This is a genomic window from Dakarella massiliensis, from assembly GCF_001182045.1.
GTDB lineage: Bacteria > Pseudomonadota > Gammaproteobacteria > Burkholderiales > Burkholderiaceae_F > Mesosutterella > Mesosutterella massiliensis.
Genome location: NZ_CVTY01000007.1, coordinates 380859 through 400418 on the forward strand (window position 1 = coordinate 380859; position 19560 = coordinate 400418).

General features: G+C 57.8%; 16 protein-coding genes and 1 pseudogene. 4 read left to right on the top strand and 13 right to left on the bottom strand.

What is annotated here, in order from left to right; genetic code table 11:
- Position 1 precedes the first annotated feature (1 nt).
- The 6 genes from BN1936_RS08015 to feoB form a co-directional block, all read right to left on the bottom strand.
- Positions 2 to 1120 carry an ABC transporter substrate-binding protein gene (locus tag BN1936_RS08015; RefSeq protein ID WP_198290758.1) on the bottom strand — a complete coding sequence of 373 codons (1119 nt, stop codon included), beginning with the start codon at positions 1118 to 1120 and terminating at the stop codon, positions 2 to 4.
- Positions 1121 to 1292: 172 nt separating this feature from the next.
- Positions 1293 to 3287 (bottom strand): LTA synthase family protein, encoded by a 1995-nt coding sequence (locus tag BN1936_RS08020; protein WP_082164532.1) that lies wholly within the window; start codon positions 3285 to 3287, stop codon positions 1293 to 1295.
- Between the two features lie 95 nt (positions 3288 to 3382).
- On the bottom strand, positions 3383 to 4615 hold the full coding sequence (hydE, locus tag BN1936_RS08025; protein WP_082164533.1) for a [FeFe] hydrogenase H-cluster radical SAM maturase HydE: 1233 nt from the start codon (positions 4613 to 4615) through the stop codon (positions 3383 to 3385).
- Entirely contained in the window at positions 4612 to 5976 is a 1365-nt protein-coding gene (gene hydF / locus BN1936_RS08030; protein WP_232422089.1) for a [FeFe] hydrogenase H-cluster maturation GTPase HydF, read from the bottom strand. Before hydF ends, hydE begins: the two co-directional genes overlap by 4 nt.
- A 107-nt stretch (positions 5977 to 6083) precedes the next feature.
- The gene (locus BN1936_RS11340) at positions 6084 to 6257 is read right to left on the bottom strand and encodes a FeoB-associated Cys-rich membrane protein (RefSeq protein WP_082164534.1); all 174 of its coding nucleotides are present in this window, start codon (positions 6255 to 6257) and stop codon (positions 6084 to 6086) included.
- A 19-nt stretch (positions 6258 to 6276) separates the two neighbouring features.
- Entirely contained in the window at positions 6277 to 8679 is a 2403-nt protein-coding gene (gene feoB, locus BN1936_RS08035) for a ferrous iron transport protein B (protein WP_049687123.1), read from the bottom strand.
- Between the two features lie 305 nt (positions 8680 to 8984).
- Between feoB and BN1936_RS08040 the strand changes: the two genes are divergently transcribed.
- Positions 8985 to 9920, top strand: a complete 936-nt coding sequence (locus BN1936_RS08040) for a metallophosphoesterase (RefSeq protein WP_049687124.1) — start codon at positions 8985 to 8987, stop codon at positions 9918 to 9920.
- 39 nt (positions 9921 to 9959) lie between these two features.
- Positions 9960 to 10637, top strand: a complete 678-nt coding sequence (locus BN1936_RS11785) for a MarC family protein (RefSeq protein WP_022443856.1) — start codon at positions 9960 to 9962, stop codon at positions 10635 to 10637.
- A gap of 501 nt (positions 10638 to 11138) precedes the next feature.
- Here the strand turns inward: BN1936_RS11785 and BN1936_RS08045 are convergent.
- Positions 11139 to 11804, bottom strand: a pseudogene (locus BN1936_RS08045) (helix-turn-helix transcriptional regulator); the annotation flags it as partial.
- A 139-nt stretch (positions 11805 to 11943) separates the two neighbouring features.
- On the opposite strand from BN1936_RS08045, the gene BN1936_RS08050 reads away from it, so the two are divergent.
- Positions 11944 to 12429: a hypothetical protein gene (locus BN1936_RS08050; RefSeq protein WP_022443858.1), complete on the top strand. Its 486-nt coding sequence runs from the start codon at positions 11944 to 11946 to the stop codon at positions 12427 to 12429.
- 106 nt (positions 12430 to 12535) lie between these two features.
- On the opposite strand, the gene BN1936_RS08055 is transcribed toward BN1936_RS08050, so the two are convergent.
- A complete protein-coding gene (locus tag BN1936_RS08055; protein ID WP_022443859.1) occupies positions 12536 to 13273 on the bottom strand; it encodes a FadR/GntR family transcriptional regulator in 738 nt (245 codons plus the stop codon).
- A gap of 371 nt (positions 13274 to 13644) precedes the next feature.
- Between BN1936_RS08055 and BN1936_RS08060 the strand changes: the two genes are divergently transcribed.
- Entirely contained in the window at positions 13645 to 14697 is a 1053-nt protein-coding gene (locus BN1936_RS08060; protein WP_049687126.1) for a type II asparaginase, read from the top strand.
- Positions 14698 to 14913: 216 nt separating this feature from the next.
- Here BN1936_RS08060 and BN1936_RS08065 read toward each other — a convergent pair whose 3' ends face one another.
- The 5 genes from BN1936_RS08065 to BN1936_RS08085 all read right to left on the bottom strand — a co-directional run bounded on the left by BN1936_RS08065 (position 14914) and on the right by BN1936_RS08085 (position 19328).
- Positions 14914 to 15111 carry a hypothetical protein gene (locus BN1936_RS08065; protein WP_049687127.1) on the bottom strand — a complete coding sequence of 66 codons (198 nt, stop codon included), beginning with the start codon at positions 15109 to 15111 and terminating at the stop codon, positions 14914 to 14916.
- A 9-nt stretch (positions 15112 to 15120) separates the two neighbouring features.
- A complete protein-coding gene (locus tag BN1936_RS08070) occupies positions 15121 to 15747 on the bottom strand; it encodes a LysR family transcriptional regulator (protein ID WP_049687128.1) in 627 nt (208 codons plus the stop codon).
- The gene (locus tag BN1936_RS08075; RefSeq protein ID WP_049687129.1) at positions 15744 to 16661 is read right to left on the bottom strand and encodes a LysR substrate-binding domain-containing protein; all 918 of its coding nucleotides are present in this window, start codon (positions 16659 to 16661) and stop codon (positions 15744 to 15746) included. The genes BN1936_RS08070 and BN1936_RS08075 overlap by 4 nt, the downstream gene beginning before the upstream one ends.
- 240 nt (positions 16662 to 16901) lie before the next feature.
- Positions 16902 to 18386 carry an FAD-dependent oxidoreductase gene (locus tag BN1936_RS08080; protein ID WP_049687130.1) on the bottom strand — a complete coding sequence of 495 codons (1485 nt, stop codon included), beginning with the start codon at positions 18384 to 18386 and terminating at the stop codon, positions 16902 to 16904.
- 294 nt (positions 18387 to 18680) lie between these two features.
- Positions 18681 to 19328: a hypothetical protein gene (locus tag BN1936_RS08085; RefSeq protein ID WP_049687131.1), complete on the bottom strand. Its 648-nt coding sequence runs from the start codon at positions 19326 to 19328 to the stop codon at positions 18681 to 18683.
- Positions 19329 to 19560: the final 232 nt, after the last annotated feature.

Here is a 19560-nt window from a genome sequence, read left to right on the forward strand (position 1 = left end):
CTTACCTCGCGAGCTTCAGCGCCGTTCCGGTACCGCGTCCGGGGTCGAAGATCAAACGGATTTCAGCTTCCGACAGGTGGATCCCGAAGAGCTTTGAATAATAGTTTTCCGCCTCGCGCTCGATATTGATGTCGGAGAAGAGCGTCGGATAAGCGCATTTCGCGAGCCAGAGGAGCGTCACCGGCGTGTCCGCGGATGGCGTAAAGGTCCGGTAGGTGCCAAGCGGCATCTTGAAAACCTGCTTCTCCCGGACGGCCTTCACGGGCTTCCAGTCGTGATAAGCGTTCCGATACAGATCCTGAGGCTCAGCCGGCGTGAAATTCGTGATGAAGATGAGATCCGGATCCCAGGCGTAGACCTGCTCCATCGTGATCACCGCGTTCTGGTTCTGCGCCCGGATTGAAGAGGCAACGTTTCTCGCGCCGACCGCGTCGCACCAGTACTGTCCGAAGAAGTGAGAGCCCGAGGTGACAATCCGGTCCTTTCCATACTGGAAGAGGAAAAGTGTCTTCGGGCGCTTCGGCTGCGGGATCCGGCTGACACGGCTCCGGATCCGGCTCACCACGGAGGCTGAGTAGCCATGCACCGCTTTCGCTTTCGCGCCGCTATCCTCCGGGAACACCTGGCTCAGCAGCATCACCCACTCATCAAACGTCTTGATAACGCTGTAATTCCACTTTGTCGCGCTGACCGCGATCACCGGAATATGCGCGGCCTCAAGTTCAGCCAGTGTCTTCGGGTTTGAGGCGTTCGCGAACACGACCTGAGGCCGGAGCCTGAGAAGCACTTCGACATTCACCGTATCCCCGGTCATAAAGTCGGTTCTGACCTTCAGGATATCGGGATAGATCCGGGAAAGGATCCCGTGCCTCGCGGCACTCATGGAAACAGGAGACATGCCGGCGAGCTTTCCGCAGCCGCCAAGGAAAATCGCGGCGACAGAAGCGAACGGATAAATATCCGCCACCACGACCCGGTCTATCCGGAGGGGCAGCGTTACGCGTCTCCCCAGGTGATCCGTCACCACACGGGTCGGTTCCGCGGCAGCCCCGCGGGCCGCCAGGGCTCCGAGTCCCACGGCGCCTGCCTTCAGGGTATCGCGTCTTGTCATCAGCAGCATGGTTTTTCTCTCCTGCATCCTTCAGTATGTCGTCTTTTTATCTTTTTTCGCTGCCGGAAAAATTGAAGGGCGGAAAATTTCCGCCCTTCTGAGTCTTCGGTTTCTTCCGGGCATTCCGCTATCTTAGCCGGAGCGGAATGCCTGAGAAACGTTCTGAAAACCGGCTTTCTCTTTATTCCGATCGTTTCTCCGCCTTTTCGTGGAGCAGCGCGCTTCGGACCGTGTAGTCGGAAAGCGCGCGGCGGGCTGCTGCGATAGTCCCGAGCTTCCGGAGTTCAGGCGTGCAGGACGAAGTGATCAGCCGATCCCCCTGCCAGCGGAAACAGAGCAGCTTTCCGCTGCCATCCACGCCCGCCGCTCCGGCGCTTCCGATCGCGTAGCCGTACTTCCCGATCCCGGTGAAGGTATCCGCGGCATCCGGAATACCCGGCTCAAAAATATCGCGTCCCTGATAAAGGGCCGGTTTTTCGCCGAGAGCGATTCCCCGCAGCGTCGGGAAAATATCCCGATGGCTCACCCACTGAGACGAAGATGGCACCGCCGCGGGCTTAAACCCGTCAGGGAGCCAGAAGAGAATCGGAACGCCGTTCGCGTGGTGATACCAGCCGTTCGGCTGGTAGCTGAAGCGGGCATTGTGGTCACCGGTCGCGGCAATCAGCGTGTTCTTTCCCCAGGGTTCGCTTCTTACCCCCTCCACGAAATTCCCGAGCGCGTTTGCGGCATAGGAGTACGTCTGCAGCATCGAGACCATCTCATCATGCGGCTTCTGGATCAGGAACGGCGGGAGTTTCGCGGGATCCACTGCCGCGCCGGTCTCGTGATCGGGAAGGTGATGCGGCGGGTGGTTCGTCGCGGAGAGAATCATGAGAAACACGGGTTTCCCGTCCTTCGACGCTTTTTCAAGCAGCTCCTTCGCGTAGCGGAAGGTCCACTTGTCACCCACACCCCAGACACCCATTTCGGCTTCCGGGAACCGGCCCTTGATTTTCGACGCGCCAATCACCTCGTCAAACCCGTGGAGCGGGAGCGAGCGGTTCAGTTCCCGCCAGTTTTCGGTGCAGGACGTGAGGAAGATCGTCCGGTAACCCGCCCTCCGGAACGCGAGGACGTTAGAGAACGGGAACTGCTCATGCCCATAGCGGCTCTGCGAAATCGGAGAAAGCGGGGAATCGTAAAGGAGCCCCTCAAGCGACACGAAGGTGCCATTCCCGACCGGAATCCCCTGATGGGAGACGTAGCCCGACTTCATGGAGCGGGCGAGCGCCCCCAGGGTGTCGTTGGTCTTCGGGTCGTAGGAGTCAAATTCGTCCCGCCCCATCGATTCCATGAGAGCAAAGATCACGTTCGGCTGCTTCGCGTCGCGGGTCACGGGAGCCGGATTCTGCGGCAGCGAATCCTTCAGCGCGCGTTCTGCCGCTTCCGGATCCGCAAATCCCAGTTCACGAAGACCCGCCGCGGGTCCCCCCTTCAATTCAAGCGCCTTCTGATCCTTCGTCGCCACATAAAGCGCCTCAGTGCCGTTCGGCACGGTGGCGTTCACAAACGGAATCGGGGAAATGGAGAAATCCTGAAGCCTGAGCGGGAATTTTCCGAGGCTCCCGCGCATGGCGACACCAAGCAGCACCGTGAAAAGCACGGCGATCAGTGTGACCGCGGTCTTCGGACGCCGGAACTCCGGTACCCGGGCGTGGAAGAGCGACGGAATGAAAAGCGGAATGCCAGTCGCGATCGCGATCACCGCGAGATACGACATCACGGGCCAGTCAGAAAGGATGGTCTTCGTGATCGCCGTCGTATCGTCCTGCAGGAACCCAAAGATGATGGATGAGATCGGCGTCCGGTAGAAACCGTAAAAACCGAAATTGACCGCGTCGAGGAGCACGGAGAGAAAAACGCCAAGGACAAAGAACGCCTTCGCGATTTTTCCGGACACGGCAGCCTTAAGCCCGAGAAGCCAGAAAAGCCACGCGGGGAAAAGAAGAATCGATACCCACTTCAGATCGACCCGGGCCCCGAGCACTAAAGCGGGGAGCTCATCCGCGAAACTGATTTCAGGCGATCGGTACGCCAAAAAGAAGGCGAGCCTGAAGCCCGTCATGATGCAAAGCAGTGCCGCTGCCGCTGCAAGACCCCGGACGAGCCCCTGCAGCCACATTTTCCTTTCCATGAAGCCAGCAATATTCCTTAATGAGAATCAGTGACTCTACCACGCTGAAAGAAAAATGGCTGTCAAAAATCTGCCCCCGGAATTCCGACGCGGGGTCAGTTTTCTTCCGTAAAATGGCAGGCGTCTGATTCCGGACCGTCCGGCCCTTCGCTGCAGATCGGGATCACGGCGCGGATACCGGCACCGACCGCCCCTTCTCCCGCCTCAACGCGGGGCGCCGGGTGAATCCCCCGCTCCCCGAAGTAGTGCCTCGAGTCGCCCCAGGAATCAAACCCCACGGTGTCACCCGCCCACCGGACGCGGCCCGTGAGGCAGCGCTTGCATTGGTCAGACGTGTCCTCAATACAGGGTTTCCCGTCGTAAAGCTGATAGTCCGCTCGATGCTCGGGGAGCGTCACGATCGGCATCAGGATATTCGCGCCCGCTTTAAGACCGAGCTCCCGCCCCCGCTTATCCAGCCCCTGAAGCGCCGTGGTGGCCGCGATATTCACGTCCTTCAGCGCGAGGCGGGTCGCCGCGATCATGTTGAGCCCGAGGATAAAGCGGCGGCGGCAGGCGGCATCGGTATTCCCGCCCTCCGCCTCCACCCGGTCACCGAGCGGTGTCCCGCGGGACACGATGTAGGGGCCCATCCCGATCATGTCGATCCCGAGCGCTTTGAAGTAGAGGATGTCATCCGCGAGATTTTCCGCGGTCTGCCCCGGAAGCCCGATCATGACGCCGGTCCCAACCTGGTAACCGATTCTCTTCAGAGTCCGGAGACAGGCGTCCCGCACGGACCAGAGGTGGTGGCCGTCCGCGGGGTGCAGAGTCGAATAGAGATCGGGGTTCGATTCCTCGATCCGAAGGAGATAGCGGTGAGCCCCCGCCTCGAACCACCGCCTGTAGGTTTCTTCCGTCTGCTCACCGACGCAGAGCGTGATGCCGAGTTTCCCATCCGTCACGCGCTTGATCCCGCGGAGCGCTTCTTCAACGAAATCGATAAATTTCGGATCGGTCCGCTCGCCAGACTGCAGCACGACAGAACCATAGTGGTTCTCGTACGTCCACTTCGCGATCCCGAGGATTTCATCGAGCGTCGACTCAAAGCGGTGAACCGAACTGTGGCTCTTCCGGATTCCGCAGTAGAGGCAGTTCTTCACGCAGATATTCGAAAACTCGATGAGACCGCGGTAGTAGGAGACGCAGCCGACTTTCTCCGCTTTGACCCGATGAGCCGCCTCGCAGAGGAGCTCCCGCTCGGGATCTCCCTCTTCAAGCCCCACCGCGTACGCGAGGTCTTCCCTCGTCCACTCGTCCCGCGAAATGATGTCAGAAAGCCTTGTCATGCGGCGTCACTCCGGGCGGCTGCCGCTTCCCGCCACGCCTCAAGCGCCTCGGGGAACGGCGAGAGCGTCCGCTCCAGCACCCCCTGGAGGTGCGAAATCGCGATGCCGTAATTCGTCATCGGGATGCCCTGCTTCCTGCACTCCCGGAGCCGCGCGAGCATATGGCGGCGGGTCACCATGCAGCCGCCGCACTGGATCACCACGCGGTACGGCTTCAGATCCGTCGGAAAGTCTTTTGATACGGCAACCGTGATCTTCATCGGGCCGCCCGCGTTTTTCGCGAGCCAGTTCGGGATCTTCACGCGTCCGATATCCTCGCCCTGCGGGTTGTGGCTGCAGGTTTCGCAGATGAGGACCGGGTCACCGGGCTTCAGCTCGGGAAGCACAGCCGCGCCGCGCGCGAGTTCTGCGAGGTCGCTTTTACTCCGCGCCATGAGAATCGAGAACGTCGTGAGCGGAATCTCAGGCGGCACCTGGGCCGCCACCCGCTTCACCGCCTGGGAATCCGTGATCACGATAGCGGGCGGCACTTTGAGTTCGGAAATGACATCCGCGACCTGCGTTTCAAGCACAACGAGGCAGCGGGATTTCTGATCGAGAAGCTCCCGGATAGACTGGACCTGAGGCGGAATGAGGCGCCCTTTCGGCGCACCGAAGTCAATCGGCACCACAAGAATCGCCGTGCGTCCTTCGGGGATCAGCCCGGAAACGAGCGGCTGATCCGGTTCCCAGCCCGCTTCGACCGCTTTCACGATCGCCGCGCGGACTTCCTCAATTCCGGTTCCGAGCTTCGCCGAGCAGGCAACCGCCGGGATCTTTTCCGCGGCCGAGAAGTCAAGCGCCATTCTCTCCGCGGTACCTTCAGGGACGCGGTCCGCCTGATTGAAAACCACAACAGCCGGTGTCCCGAGCTCCCGGATATCCTTCAGAAGCTTCCGGTCCGCGGCGGTGACGCCGGTCACCGCGTCAACCACGAGAAGCGCGAGATCCATCCAGGAGAGGACCCCGAGCGACTTCCGGACACGCTCCGCGCCGAGCGCCCCAGTATCATCGATACCGGCGGTATCAATCAGCACCACCGGTCCGATCGGATGGAGTTCGCAGGCCTTTTCGACCGGATCCGTCGTGGTTCCGGGAACGTCTGAGACGATTGAAAGCTCCTGATTCGTGAGCCGGTTGATGAGAGAAGATTTCCCCGCGTTCCGGCAGCCAAAAATACCGATATGAAGGCGGAGCGCCTTCTGAACCTGAAGCGTGATCGGAACGGAATTCATACGGATGGAGCCTCCCGGCGTGAAGTCAATAGAGAGTGATGGCGGCCGCAGGAATTCCGCTCGCCCTGCCCACTCTGATCTGCTCATTTTACTGAGGAGAAGCGGGGTATCAGAGATCTCCGCGGGCGGGATAATCCCACTCCGTCTTCCTCAGGCAAAAAGGGCGGCATTTCTGCCGCCCTTCCTCTGATGAATCAGGATTTAGCTTTCAGCGTGATCCGTTTTTCATCTGTTTTCCCGCAGCCATAGCCGCATCCGCCGCAGTCTCCGCAGCAGGCAGGCTTTCCGGTCTTTGCCTGGCGGATCACGCGCCGGAGCGCGAGAGCCACGAGAACCACAATCACGGCACCAATAATGTAATTAGCCATATTTTCATTCCCTCCTTTATCAGGAGAATCCAAGCGCGAGGCCGATAAGCCTCACGATTACCGCAACCACCCAGGCAATGGCGCACTGGAAGAACACCATCTTCAGAGCCCACATGCCGCCCAGTTCACGCTTGACGGAAGCGATCGCCGCGACGCAGGGCGTGTAGAGGAGACAGAAAGCGAGCATCGAACACGCGGTGAGCGGCGTAATCGCAGAGGCGAGCTCCGAAATGCCGCCATAGAGCACCGAGAGCGTCGACACCACGCTTTCCTTCGCGAGAAACCCGGAAATCAGCGCTGTGCAGAGCTTCCAGTCACCGAGCCCCGCGGGTGTGAAGATCGGCGCGATCGCGCCCGCGATGAGGGCCAGCATGCTCTCGCCCGTATCCGCCACCATGTTCAGCCGGAAGTCAAAGGTCTGCAGGAACCAGACCACGATTGTCCCGATGAAAATCACGGTGAACGCCCGCTCCAGGAAGTCACGGGCTTTATCCCACATCAGACGCAGGGTGTTTTTGAGACCCGGCATCCGGTAATTCGGCAGCTCCATCACGAACGGCACCGCCTCACCCCGGAAGAGCGTGTTTTTGGACGCCATCGCGGTGAGAATCCCCATCAGGATGCCGCCGAAGTAAAGCGCGATCATCACGAGGCCGCCCGACTTCGGGAAAAAGGCGGCCGTGAAGAAGGCATAGATCGGCATCTTCGCGGAGCAGCTCATGAACGGGGTCAGCATGATCGTCATCTTGCTGTCGCGTTCCGACGGCAGCGTCCGGGTCGACATCACAGCAGGCACCGTACAGCCAAACCCGATCAGCATCGGCACGATGCTGCGGCCCGAGAGCCCGATCTTCCGCAGCAGCTTATCCATAAAGAACGCGACACGCGCCATGTACCCCGAGTCTTCGAGAAGCGAGAGAAAGAAGAAGAGCACAACGATGATCGGAATAAAGCTCAGCACGCTTCCGACACCGGTAAAGATGCCATCCTCAATGAGTGACTGCATCGCGTCATTGACGCCCGATGACGCAAGACCCGTTTTCACGACTTCTGTCAATGCGTCGATCCCCTCCGCGAGCCAGTCCTGGAGCGCCGCGCCGATCACGTTGAACGTGAGCCAGAAGACGAGCGCCATGATCAGGATGAAGGCGGGGATCGCGGTGTACTTCCCGGTGAGAATCCGGTCGATCCGGCGGCTTCTCACGTGTTCCCGGCTTTCATGCGGCTTCACCACCGTTTCGTGGCAGAGCCTGTCAATAAAGATGTAACGCATGTCGGCGATCGCGGCCGCACGGTCAAGACCCCGTTCGGTTTCCATCTGCTGCGCGATACGGTCGATCGTCTCGATTTCTGCCGGGTCGAGTTTCAGCTCCTCCTGAATCAGGCGATCACCCTCCAGGAGCTTTGCCGCCGCGAACCGGATCGGAATTGCCGCCGCCTTCGCGTGATCCTCAATCAGATGCATGACACCGTGAAGCGCGCGGTGCACCGCGCCTCCATGGTCATTTTTCCCGCAGAAATCCTGAAGCCCGGGGCGCTCCTGGTAGCGCGCGATATGGACCGCGTGGCGTACGAGCTCGTCCACACCCTGATTCTTCACAGCCGAAATCGGAACCACCGGCATCTGCAGGATCTGTTCCATTTCGTTGATATGGATCGAGCCGCCGTTCCCCTCCATCTCGTCCATCATGTTGAGGGCGAGGACCATCGGGACGTCAAGCTCCATCAGCTGCATCGTGAGGTAGAGGTTCCGCTCAATATTGGTCGCATCGACAATATTGATGATCGCGCTCGGCCGCTCATCGAGAATGAATTCCCGGGAGACGATTTCCTCACTCGTATAAGGAGAGAGCGAATAGATGCCGGGGAGGTCTGTTACCTCCGTATCCGGGTACCCGCGGATCGGACCGCTCTTCCGATCTACCGTAACGCCCGGAAAGTTCCCCACATGCTGATTCGACCCCGTCAGCTGATTGAAGAGCGTGGTTTTGCCGCAGTTCTGATTGCCAGCGAGCGCGAAAGTGAGTTTTCCCTTGACTGGACGGAGGTGCGCCTCAGGGTCATCGATCAGGCCTTTTTCCTCACCGAGGCCCGGGTGCGGGAGCTCAAGCTGCCGCTCCTCCTCATCAAACGTTTCCACATGCTCTGGCTCCCCCTCGCGGCTGATGTTGCGGATACCGATCTTCCCTGCATCCTCGAGTCTCAGCGTGAGTTCATAGCCATGCAGCCGCACTTCGACGGGGTCTCCCATCGGCGCGTATTTCACGAGCGTCACCCGGACACCCGGAATGAGCCCCATATCGAGAAAGTGCTGCCGCAGCTGCCCCTTCCCGCCGACGGAATTCACCGTCGCACTCATCCCGACCGGGAGATCCCTCAGGGTCTCGGCTGCCGGACCATTCGGGCTTTGATTTTTTGTCATTGGTAATTTTTATCTTTCTATGAGATCCGAGGCTCCGGGATGATGATTGGATTCTGGCTGCCGCGGTCTCTTCATGAGTCTTCCCGCTCAGAAACACTGGACAGAAAGCGGAAAAGACACATCTGGTTTTGAATGTTAATGATATTCGGTTTCACTTCGATCTGTGACGCAAAGCGCTTGATAATCCAGCGGAAAATCATTAATCTCTCAAAGCAGTTTGTCCGCCCGGCGGGCCGCCTGCGCGCTTTCACCCAGCCCCGCCTTTTTCCCTCCGAAACATCAGCTCCAACGGGAGCCTCTGCAGCATGGATCAGAAACCTGGTTTCGATATCATCGGCGACGTACATGGGCACGCCTCGCTTCTTGAAAAGCTTCTCAGAAAGCTGGGCTACGTGAAGTATGGGAAGACCTGGGGACACCCGGACGGCCGGATCGCGGTGTTTACGGGAGACCTCATCAACCGGGGGCTGGAACAGGTGGAAACCGTGAAACTCGTGCGCCGCATGGTGAGGCACGAAACCGCGTACTGCGTTGCCGGGAATCACGAGTACGCCGCTCTCTGCCGGTTCTGCGGCATCGGCCACGTTCATGGAACGGATTCCCGCATCACTTTCTTTGACTCCGCCGTGAAAGACCCGAAGACGCTTCAGAAACTGATGAAGTGGATCCGGACGCTCCCGCTTTGGCTTAATCTCGGTGAAATCCGCGTGGTGCATGCGTGCTGGGACCCGGACGCGATCCAGTCGATACTCGACGCCTGTGTCCGGGAAGGCGCGCTTCCGACACTCGGGCTCTATGAGGATGTCTTGCGGAGTTCGGGAGAGGAGTCAGATGCCGGACAGTCTCTCATCGCCGCGCTTGATCAGACGCTTAAGGGGCCTGAGGTCTGGCTTCCAAAGACACTTTCATACAAAAACGCGGAAGGCAAAGCGGTGACCCGAGTCCGCGTCAAATGGTGGGACCGTGGAATCACGACATACGAAGCCGCAGTGATTTCGGATCCATCGCGCTCTTTCCCGCTTGAGGATCTCCGGGAAAATCCCTTTGTGTTCAAACCCACCGTGCCCACGTTTATCGGCCACTATTCGCTTTCCGACACCGGGAACTTCGCGCCGCTTGACACTGCGGTTGCCTGCGTGGACTACGGAGCCGGAAAAGGCGGCCCCCTCACCGCCTACCGCTGGAACCGGGGTGACCGGCTGCCGCTGGATAAAAAACGGTTCACGGTGGTCTATCCGTAAAACGCGGAAATTACTTCCCCTATCTTTCAGACATCTGCCATGCAGCACTTTCTCAGCACCTTTCTCTACGTGATCGCCGCGCTGATCCCGATGGTGAATCCGCTTTCGGGTTCCATTTTCTTTCTCTCGCTCACTTCTGACCTCGGTCCGCGGGAACGCGCCTGGCTTGCTGCCCGGGTCGCTATTTACTCCTTCATCCTGATCGAGATCTCGGTTTACGCGGGCGTCTTCATCCTGAACTTTTTCGGAATTTCGATTGATGTGCTTCGGGTGGCGGGCGGCCTCGTGCTCGCGTCTGCCGGCTGGAAAGCGATTTCGAGCTTCGGGGGCGGAGAGAAGAAAAGTGAAAGCCGCGGCTCAGACGAACCGCTTGAGAAAGAACACTTTGAGCAGCGGGCTTTCTTCCCGCTCACGCTTCCCCTCATGGTGGGACCTGGCGCCATGTCAGTCTGCACCGCGATCGGCACCACACTCCCGACGACGTTCGCGAATACGCTCGGACTTAACTTGGCGTCAGCCGCGCTCTGCGTCGGTATCTGGGTCTGCTTCCGCTATGCCGGCCAGATTTCAAAGCGCCTCGGCGCCGCGGGGGCGGACGCGATCGTCAAGGTGTTCTCTTTCATCCTGATCTGCATCGGCATTCAGGTCCTCTGGGCCGGATTCAGCGGTCTCTGGACCGAGCTCGCACGGACAAGTCTCGCCTTCCTCGCGAAGTAATTCCGATAAGGAAAGAGCGCTGGAATAAATCCGCGCTCTTCCTCTTTTACCGAAACGTGAGGTGTTCCGGCATCCTGTCGGACTGCCTCGAATTTTTAATCCGATAAAGATTAATTTATTAAACAGAATCAGTTTACTTATATTCCATAAGGAGGCTGGTTTCCCGCCATCTTCCTTCATCGCGGCATGATCCTGAATCGGGGTACGGCGGATCTCCAGAAATTCGGCATTATCCTTCCAGAGCGCGATCCACCCGTCGATCTGCGTCGTGTCGTCCAGCACCACATCGAGATGGAACACCCCATCCGCGTCCTTCTCGAGTTTCTGCTCCCGGTTAAACGGCGTCTCCTTCAGATTCAGCGCGAGCACCGGGCTCCGGAAAGCGATTTCAAGCCGGCATTTCTTTCCCGTGCCGAAATTGAAGTTGGAGTGCCGGATATAGTCAGCGAGCCTGAAATCCTTCGGGCGGTCCGCTTCGATATCAAGAAGCCGGATATCCATGATGCGGTGAAGCGCGAGGTTTCGGAGATCCTCATACCCGGCGTAACGGCAGACGAGATAAATCCGGAGATCCTGCTGCACGAGCGCGATCGGCGAAACAACGGAAACTTTCTGCTTACCGTTCTTATTTGAATAGTTGATTTCCAGCTTCCGGTTCCGATAGAGCCCTTCCGTCGCGATCGAGAAAATCCGGGGCTTGATTTCCGGGGGAAGCGTCGGGATGCTCGTGAAAACAAGCGCTACCTTGTTCAGCCAGGAAGCCGCCGGGGTCGCCGCGGGGTGACTGAAGAGCTGGTCTCTCGCGGCATCAAAAACCTGAGAGAGCGAGGTGGAGATCGTGGTGGGAAGCAAATACTGCAGATACTGACCGGCAAGCGAGAGCAGCAGGCTTTCCTCAGGTGTCAGCTTCAGATCCGCGAATTCCGACTTCGGACTCGACCTCCGGTATCCGTAGGGCTTTGAGCGGCTGTCGCACTCCACATGCAGGCTCTCGGTTTCTGAGATTGACTTCAGGTAGCGCTGCAGAGTCCGGATCGGGATGTCGTACCCCGCCGAGAAGAGGCTGTTCCTGATTTCAGACGCTGTGATCAGCCGGTTTCTCGGAATCAGCTTCAGAATTTCAATAATGAGCAGAGCTTCCTGCGAAATAGAACTGACCCTGGCCATGCGTGCTCCCGGAATAAGAAAACTGAAAAAAGTGTAGGACTTTTATCTCTCCGATGCGGCGAGAAAAGCGCCTCCTGATGGCATGCGTCAAAAACTGACGCATGCGGCGGTACCTTAATAACATAACAAAGGAGGAGTTATGAACACCACAGATTTCAGTATCAAAGTTCTGGGCAAAACGATGCCCCTCACCGTCCTTGAGGCTCTCGGCCTTCTGGAAGCCGGCATCAAGACCGGTTTTGAACCAATTGCTGTAGCGCTTTCAACGCATCAGTCGCATAAGATCCGTACGCGGCTCGCCTCCTACCCGGAGCTTCCGCTTGAGGCGCTTGAGAACCTCGCGACGGATCCGGCGTCTGACGTCCGGGAAATGCTCTGCTCGAACTCCGACGCGGTCTCGCACCTTCCGTTCAGCTATCTTGCGGAACTGATCGGCGATGACCCCTATCTCTTTGAACTCGCGTCTCAGAGCGACCGGTTCAGCGAAAGGAAGGACCTCGATGAGATAGCGGAGTACTATCAGGGGAACGAGGATCCAGCGGTGCGACGTGTGGTGCAGGCAATTTTCGACCACACAATGCCGCTTAAAGGACAGAATAAAAAAGACTCCGAAGAGAATTTATAACAAAGGCAAAACCCGGGTCGCAGTGATGCGATACCAGAGTTAATAAAAAGGAGAAGGCGGATCGGCTTCAGAGCTGATCCGCCTTTCTTCATTCCGCGCCTCGCGTTTATTCCTTCACTGAGGCGCCGTGTGATGCCGCGAGTTCGCGCCTCGTGGTTTCGAGGTGCGCCTTCATGATCGCGGCCGCTTTATCGCCGTCCCGCATCCGAAGCGCCCGAAGGAGCTCCTCATGCTCTTCGTACGACTGAGTTTTCTCAGCTTCTGTTAGATGCACAACGCTTCGCGATATTTTCAGAAGCTCATCAAAGAAGAGCCAGAGAATCACCGCGATCTGGTTATCGCCGATCTCCGCGATTTTCAGATGAAACTGCCGCCCGGCGTCCTCTTTTTCCTTTTCACTCGCCTCACTTCTCAGCACGGCAATCAGCCGGGCGAGCTCATCAAAGTCTTCCGGCATTCCCTTCCGGGCAGCCTCCCGCACCGATACCTGCTCGACCGCGATCCGGATATCAAGGAGATCAATCAGGGTTTTGAGTCCCGGGGACGCGAGGAACGGTCCCACTTTCGCGAGTACCTGCCCAGGGTCAAGCTTCTGGACCACAACGCCCTTCCCCTTCACCTGATTCACGATCCCGATGTACTGAAGCGACTTGATGGCGTCCCGGATCGGAATCCGGCTGATGCCGAGACTGTTTCCGAGCTCGCGCTCTGAGGGGATCATGGTCCCGGGGGGATATTCCCCTTTCAGAATCCGGTCCCGGAGGATTTCAGCTGCCTGGCGATAAAGCGGCTCGCTTTCGCGGCTGAGCGGCTCTTCCGGCTCGGTTTTCTTTCCGTTCATCATGGCTTCAACTCTCTAAATAGACTGGCTCTCTTAGGTGCTGCCCCTGGGGCGGTCTGAAACTCTTCCGGTTTCTGCTCCGCTCTCTTTATATTTCCTTCCGCGACAAATATCTGATTCCATGGGAAATCCCTGAAAAAGCTCATTCCATGCACCAATCCAGAGCTTGGCGGAACCTCTTAGGAATCAGCGGATACCGCAAAGATAAGAATATTCTATTCGTGGTATACCAAAATAGCATCCTCTCCATTACTTTTAATTCCGGGTCCTTTGTGATACTCTTTGTTGCCTAGGTTAAATAGCATAGTTAATAAATAATAAGAACTAGGCAAAACCTAGGTAAATCACCTTATTTTGAATTGGAGAGGTACATCATGCATTTCGGTCACAAACTGATCACTTTCGCGGTCGGCCTGGCCATTGCTGTTGGCGCTCAGGCACTGCCCCAGGTCAAGATTCTTGCCACGGGCGGCACGATTGCCGGTACGGCTTCCAGCAGCACTCAGATGACGGGCTATAAAGCCGGCAACCTGGGTGTTCAGGTTCTGATCAACGCGGTCCCGCAGATCAAGCAGTACGCCGAGGTGTCCGGTGAGCAGGTTTCCAACATCGGTTCTCAAAACATGACGGACAAGATCTGGCTGAAGCTTGCCAAGCGCTGCAACGAGCTGCTCGCCGATCCAAATGTGTCCGGAATCGTGATTACGCACGGCACGGATACGCTGGAAGAAACCGCTTACTTCCTGAACCTCACGGTTCACAGCGATAAGCCGATCGTGATTGTCGGCGCCATGCGTCCGGCTACCGCCATATCGGCTGACGGCCCGATCAACCTGCTGAACGCCGTGAAGCTCGCGGCGGATCCTCAGTCGAAGGGCCGCGGCGTTCTGATCGCCATGAATGACATGATTAACGGCGCGCGCGACACGACGAAGACCGATACGACGAACGTCGCGACCTTCATGTCGCCTGAACTCGGCGCCTTCGGCTTCATCGCTTCGGGCCACAACTACTTCGTCCGTCAGACGACGAAGCGTCATACGTCGGGTTCTGAATTCGATGTGTCGAAGCTCGACTCTCTCCCCCGCGTCGATATCGTTTACTCTCACTCGAACGCGGACCGCGTGCCGATTGACGCTTTCGTGAAGGCGGGTGCCAAGGGCATCATCATGGCCGGCACCGGTGACGGCTCAGTGCATGAATGGGAAGAACCCGGGATTGTTGACGCCACGAAGAAAGGCGTGATCGTGATCCGTTCCTCCCGCGTGCCGAACGGCCCGGTAACGGAATCTCTCCAGCGCTACGCGGATGAAGGCATGCTGCAGAGCGGCACGCTGAATCCCCAGAAATCCCGTGTTCTGCTTCAGCTCGCTCTGACGAAGACGAACGACCCGAAGAAGATCCAGGAATACTTCGAAGAGTACTGATCAAGGGTTAAGCGCCCGACAAGAGTTTCAGTCCTCGGGCGCTTTGCTCTTCCCTCAGTCTCTCCAGAGAAAAAATCCCCGGATGGCTTCTGCAGAGTCATCCGGGGCTAGGAGAGAAGATCAATAAAAATCTAGGCGGTTATTCTCTCTTATCAAGACGTTGCAAGTCTGTATCCGGAGATGCAGTTCTGCCGGATTTTTTCTGTTTCCCCCGCCTCACCCCCTCCCGTACTCCTCAAAAAGCGACCTCAGCTCAGGAATCAGTTTCCTCGCCGCGGGTTTCGCCTCTGCCGCAATCTGCAGCTCAATTCCTTTGAAAAACGGCACCACCGTGAGTTCATTCCGACGGATTTCCCGCTCTATCACTCCCGGATCCGTGCCGAAAAAGATCCCGGCCCCCGATTTCGCAAGCATGATCCCGGTTTACATATCCGGAACAAAATGCGTCCGGGCGGTTTTCCCAGCGAGTTCGAGCGACTTCAGCATCGCGCGGTCAGCCTGAAGAAAAATGACCGGGATACGTCTGAAATCCTCAGGGCTGTAAGGCACTCCGGTCCGCCGGATCAGGCCGGGGGACGCGGTGAGCACCCAGGGCACAGACGCGATCCGGTTTCGGGGCGATGTTCCATCAGCGATCCTGGCCGTAATCGCGAGATCCGCGGATTCCCGATCGGCCTCAGACACGGTGAGGGAGAACGACACCGCCCCCTCATCCGCCGCTTTGGAGAAGAGCGGAAGTATCCGGGCTGCCGCGACTCTCGGGTCACGGAAGACCGTCAGTGTCACGGGTTCAGGCTTCTCATCAGATTCAAGGAGTGTCCTGACAGATGTCCGGATACCGGCGGCAAGCCTCGTTCCAAACGCGGTGAAGAAAACACCGGTCGGCTCCGCCCGGTATATCGGCTGATCAAACCGGCTCTGAAGATCATCCAGCCGCCGTTTGACAGAGGAAGGCGCGATCCCGCGCCGTTCCCCAACCTTCGAAAAACTCCCCAGCTCCTCAAGCTGAAGGAGCATCAGCCACGTATCCGGAATAAGCGATTTTTTCATTCGATCGACTCGATAAAAGGATTCTGCCGGCAGGCCTCTTCGAGAAACCGCACCAGATCCCGAAGCACCCCGGGGGCGGTTTCTTTCGCGATAAACGCGCGAAGCGGAAGCGGGAGAGAGTGCCACTGCGGGAGCACGTGAACGAGTTTCCCCGAGTCGAGATAGGGAGCCGCGAGGTACGCGGGAACCAGCACACCGATACCCTCCCCCGAGAGCGCGCAGAAAAGCGCTGAAAGATGGCTTCGGAGCGAAACTCTCGACTCCGCGTGAACCCGTCTGACCGATTTTCCCCGGGTGAAGGTGAGAAATCCGGGATCCACCGCGTCTTTCGGTCCGAAAAAGAGATGCCTCTCCAGATCCTCCGGATTTTCAGGCGTCCCATTCGCCTCAAGATACTCGGGGGCTGCGACACAGATCCGCGTCAGTGCCCCAAGCGGATGTGTTTCCACGTCTTCCATAAAGTATTCGCCGTGTCCCACCCGCAGATCGACCCCCTCCCAGAGCGGGTGGTACGTGCCGTGTGTCAGCCGGATATCGATCCGGAGCCCGGGGCGGCTTTCCGCGAACCGGACGATCAGAGGAGAGAGCAGCGTGACACCGGTCGTCGTGGGTACCGAGACCGCAAGGCTCTCATACCCGGGCTCTTCCGCCGTCACAGGATCCGCCTGGTAAAGGCTTGAAGCCGGTTCCTTCCATTTTCGGAACCGCTGGATGCCGGCGTCAGTCAGCGTAAAGACGCCATTTGTCACCCGAAAAAGCGGCTCCGCCGCTTCCCGCGTGAGGGCGTTAAGGAGCGTTTCCGCTTCTTCCGCGTGAAGCCCCAGCGTCTTCCGCTCCTTTGTAAGACTCCGCGCCTCCGCGCAGGCGCAGAAAAGCACCCGTGCGAGAAGCCTTTTCCCCGCGTCTTCCTTCATCACACTCTCCTCCGAAACCGGCGTCTCTATTTTAGAGGAGCGCCTCTCGGGCACCGCTTCAGCCGCTTCAGACAACAGGTTTTCTCCTGCCAATAAAAAAGGCTTCCGGTGAACCTCGTCCGGAAGCCTCTGAAAAAGCTCTTCCGGAATCCGAAAGAGTGAGAGAGAAAGAAAAATTAAGAATGACCCTCGCCCGGCAGCCGCTCATGGCTGCCGCCAGGCGGGGAGGAGAGAACTTTTTTACGAGGCTTTCGCGCGAGCTGCCGCCTCATCTGCGCCGACCCGTCCCCAGATCACCGCGGCTCCGAGCTGGGAACCCGACAGATAGTCGTCATAGAAGAGACCGCCGATCGCGTTCCCCGCGGCGTAGAGTCCGGGGACCGGCTTCGACTCCGTATTCAGCACTTCTCCCTTCAGGCTGATCTTCGGGCCGCCGAAGGTGGCTGTCATACCGCCGGAGAAGGGAACCGCAAGGAACGGCCCCTTTTCGATGGTGTACGGCTTCTTCATTGTGGCAGGCACCTTGAGCGCAGCGCCGCGCCCGGCGTGAACTGCGTCGTTATATTCAGAGACCGTCTTTTCCAGCGCTTTCGCGGGGACACCGATCTTCGACGCGAGTTCCCCGATCGAATTGGCTTCAAAAATCGGAGCCTTGGCGGCCTTATAGCGATCGATTCGCATAGCCACAATCGGAAGCTTCACAACGGACGAGTCGAGAATGGTGAAGGCTGAATTCCGGATCGTGTCCTTTGCCGTATGGCGGGCGATTTCGACGTAGGTCGACGCTTCATCCACGTACCGGTTCCCGAGCGTATTCACGCAGATCCCGAAATTCACCATCTGGGACGGATTCGCCTTGGTGGGTCCATGGATCGGACCGGCATGGAACTGGTCCATATTCACGTACATCGGGAAGAAGGGAGCCGTGAGAAGAATGTTTTCGCCAGTGAGAGTCATCGAACCCCGGATCGGCATCCAGGCCACTTCGCCTCCCATGAACTGGGTGACAAGCGCCTTATTCGCGTGGAAACCGCCGGTCGCGAGAATCACGCCGCCCTTCGCGTGAATCACAAGCGGCCCCTCGGGCGACACCGCTTTAACGCCCGTGCAGCGAAGCATATCGTCATGCAGCAGCTCAACCACCTTGGTATTGAACATCATCGGAACGTGCAGTTTCTCCACTTCCGCCATCATGTTCTCCACCATCTGGGAGCCGCCGGGACCGGCCTTCGAATCCACCTGATGGCTGCGGCCAAGCATCGGCTTGATCTGCATCGGAATCTTTTTCCAGCTGAGGTGGCAGCGGTCAGTGAGCCACTGCACAGCGCCTGCAGACTGCTCGCAGTACATCTTCGTGAGTTCCGGGTCACCTCGGCCCTTCGACACCATCATCATGTCCTGATAGAAAGAGTCAAGGTCATCGGTGATGCCGTCACGCTTCTGAACCCAGGTGCAGGCCGCGTTGACAAAGCCGCCCGCGTAAATCGTGTTACCCATCGGAACCGCGGACTTCTCAATGAGAAGCACCTTCGCGCCCCGGTCCGCGGCTTCGATCGTCGCCGCGAGCCCGGCGCAGCCTGCGCCGACCACGATCACGTCATAGGTAAGCTCCTTCGCTTTAGGAGCCTTCGCCGCATGAGCGGCAGCAGGAACCGCGGCGGCCGCGGCAGCAGCGGTACCCGCGAGGCCCGCTTTGAGAAAATTTCTTCTGGATGCAAAAGCCATGATTCATCTCCTTAGGCTGAGATCTTTCTAAAGAAGATCTCTTCTTTTTGGCTGAGAGGAATCTTATTAGGCTTATCCGGAAAACTTAATTACGCAAAACTATATTATATATTAAATTATTGATTTTAAATGTTTAAATAAAATTATTAAAATCAATTTCCGGAAACATTATCAGAATGCTTTGCGTAAATTGACCCAATCCTCGCCCGCTATGCCCAACGAAAAAAGCTGATTCCGGAACGGTATCCAAGAATCAGCTTTCTTTGGCGTTTCAGAAAAAAACGGTATTCGATCTCAGTTCTTTTCGACGAGGCACTTCACGAGTTTCCGGGCTTCACTCAGCGCATGCGTCGGATAGTCACGGTCCCAGGCCGCGCGTTCCGCCTGCGTCATCAGGCGGCCCCGGGTAAACGTCGGGTCGTAGGGGTCTGCGGCCCAGGGCTCTGAGAGAATTCTTCGGAGACTGTAGACCGCACGCTCGCGCTTCTTCGCGTCACCGGTTTCGTTAAAGAACCCCTGCACATTGAGAGCCCGGTCTTCCAGCGCGATCTGAAGCGTAAGGGTGTACTGCAGAACGCCCTCTTCCGTCACGTTCTTGATGATCGTGTAAATAAAGGGGCGGCCGGATGCCGTGCTGCCGCTTCCGACACGGATCAGGCCCTGGCTTTCTTCCAGAATCTCGTGGACATTCTCGATCACAGAATCCACGTCTCCAAAGGGAAGCGCGTCTTCCCGCGGGATCAGACTGAAAAACGCGACACCGTCAGACTCTTCGCTGTTAAATCCATAGATCTCAGCGTCCTCCGGATCCCCTTCCATCCGCTCCATACCGAGATACTCGGCCGGAATCACAAGGGAGACGCCGGATGCTGTGATCTCCCGCACCGACGCTGTCTCCACAGCCTTTTCGTCATAGGCCGCCTGAATGAGAAAATTCTCCATGTCCTTCACTTCCCTCAATGCGGCTCCTGCCGCGTAGCTCTCAGCTTTATAGCATCAGACTGAATTCTCTGCGATAGAGGATTTATCAAAAACTTGAGAAAATCCGTGCAATTTTCGGGATTCTCCTTTTTATGATCAAAGTATCGGTTGAACCAAAGGCGGAGTAAGTCAGTTTCTCTTACCCGCCCCACAATAGAGAGGAACGGATCTTATGACGAGTTTTTCAAGAAGG

Coding starts and splice junctions, on each gene's coding strand:
- BN1936_RS08070 (WP_049687128.1), bottom strand. CDS start 15,747: ATGAAAAAATCGCTTATTCCGGATACGTGGCTGATGCTCCTTCAGCTT.
- hydF (WP_232422089.1), bottom strand. CDS start 5,976: ATGAGCAGATCAGAGTGGGCAGGGCGAGCGGAATTCCTGCGGCCGCCA.
- BN1936_RS08040 (WP_049687124.1), top strand. CDS start 8,985: ATGGATCAGAAACCTGGTTTCGATATCATCGGCGACGTACATGGGCAC.
- BN1936_RS11340 (WP_082164534.1), bottom strand. CDS start 6,257: ATGGCTAATTACATTATTGGTGCCGTGATTGTGGTTCTCGTGGCTCTC.
- BN1936_RS11785 (WP_022443856.1), top strand. CDS start 9,960: ATGCAGCACTTTCTCAGCACCTTTCTCTACGTGATCGCCGCGCTGATC.
- BN1936_RS08060 (WP_049687126.1), top strand. CDS start 13,645: ATGCATTTCGGTCACAAACTGATCACTTTCGCGGTCGGCCTGGCCATT.
- BN1936_RS08050 (WP_022443858.1), top strand. CDS start 11,944: ATGAACACCACAGATTTCAGTATCAAAGTTCTGGGCAAAACGATGCCC.
- BN1936_RS08075 (WP_049687129.1), bottom strand. CDS start 16,661: ATGAAGGAAGACGCGGGGAAAAGGCTTCTCGCACGGGTGCTTTTCTGC.
- BN1936_RS08085 (WP_049687131.1), bottom strand. CDS start 19,328: ATGGAGAATTTTCTCATTCAGGCGGCCTATGACGAAAAGGCTGTGGAG.
- BN1936_RS08065 (WP_049687127.1), bottom strand. CDS start 15,111: ATGCTTGCGAAATCGGGGGCCGGGATCTTTTTCGGCACGGATCCGGGA.
- BN1936_RS08020 (WP_082164532.1), bottom strand. CDS start 3,287: ATGGAAAGGAAAATGTGGCTGCAGGGGCTCGTCCGGGGTCTTGCAGCG.
- BN1936_RS08015 (WP_198290758.1), bottom strand. CDS start 1,120: ATGCTGCTGATGACAAGACGCGATACCCTGAAGGCAGGCGCCGTGGGA.
- BN1936_RS08055 (WP_022443859.1), bottom strand. CDS start 13,273: ATGATGAACGGAAAGAAAACCGAGCCGGAAGAGCCGCTCAGCCGCGAA.
- BN1936_RS08080 (WP_049687130.1), bottom strand. CDS start 18,386: ATGGCTTTTGCATCCAGAAGAAATTTTCTCAAAGCGGGCCTCGCGGGT.
- feoB (WP_049687123.1), bottom strand. CDS start 8,679: ATGACAAAAAATCAAAGCCCGAATGGTCCGGCAGCCGAGACCCTGAGG.
- hydE (WP_082164533.1), bottom strand. CDS start 4,615: ATGACAAGGCTTTCTGACATCATTTCGCGGGACGAGTGGACGAGGGAA.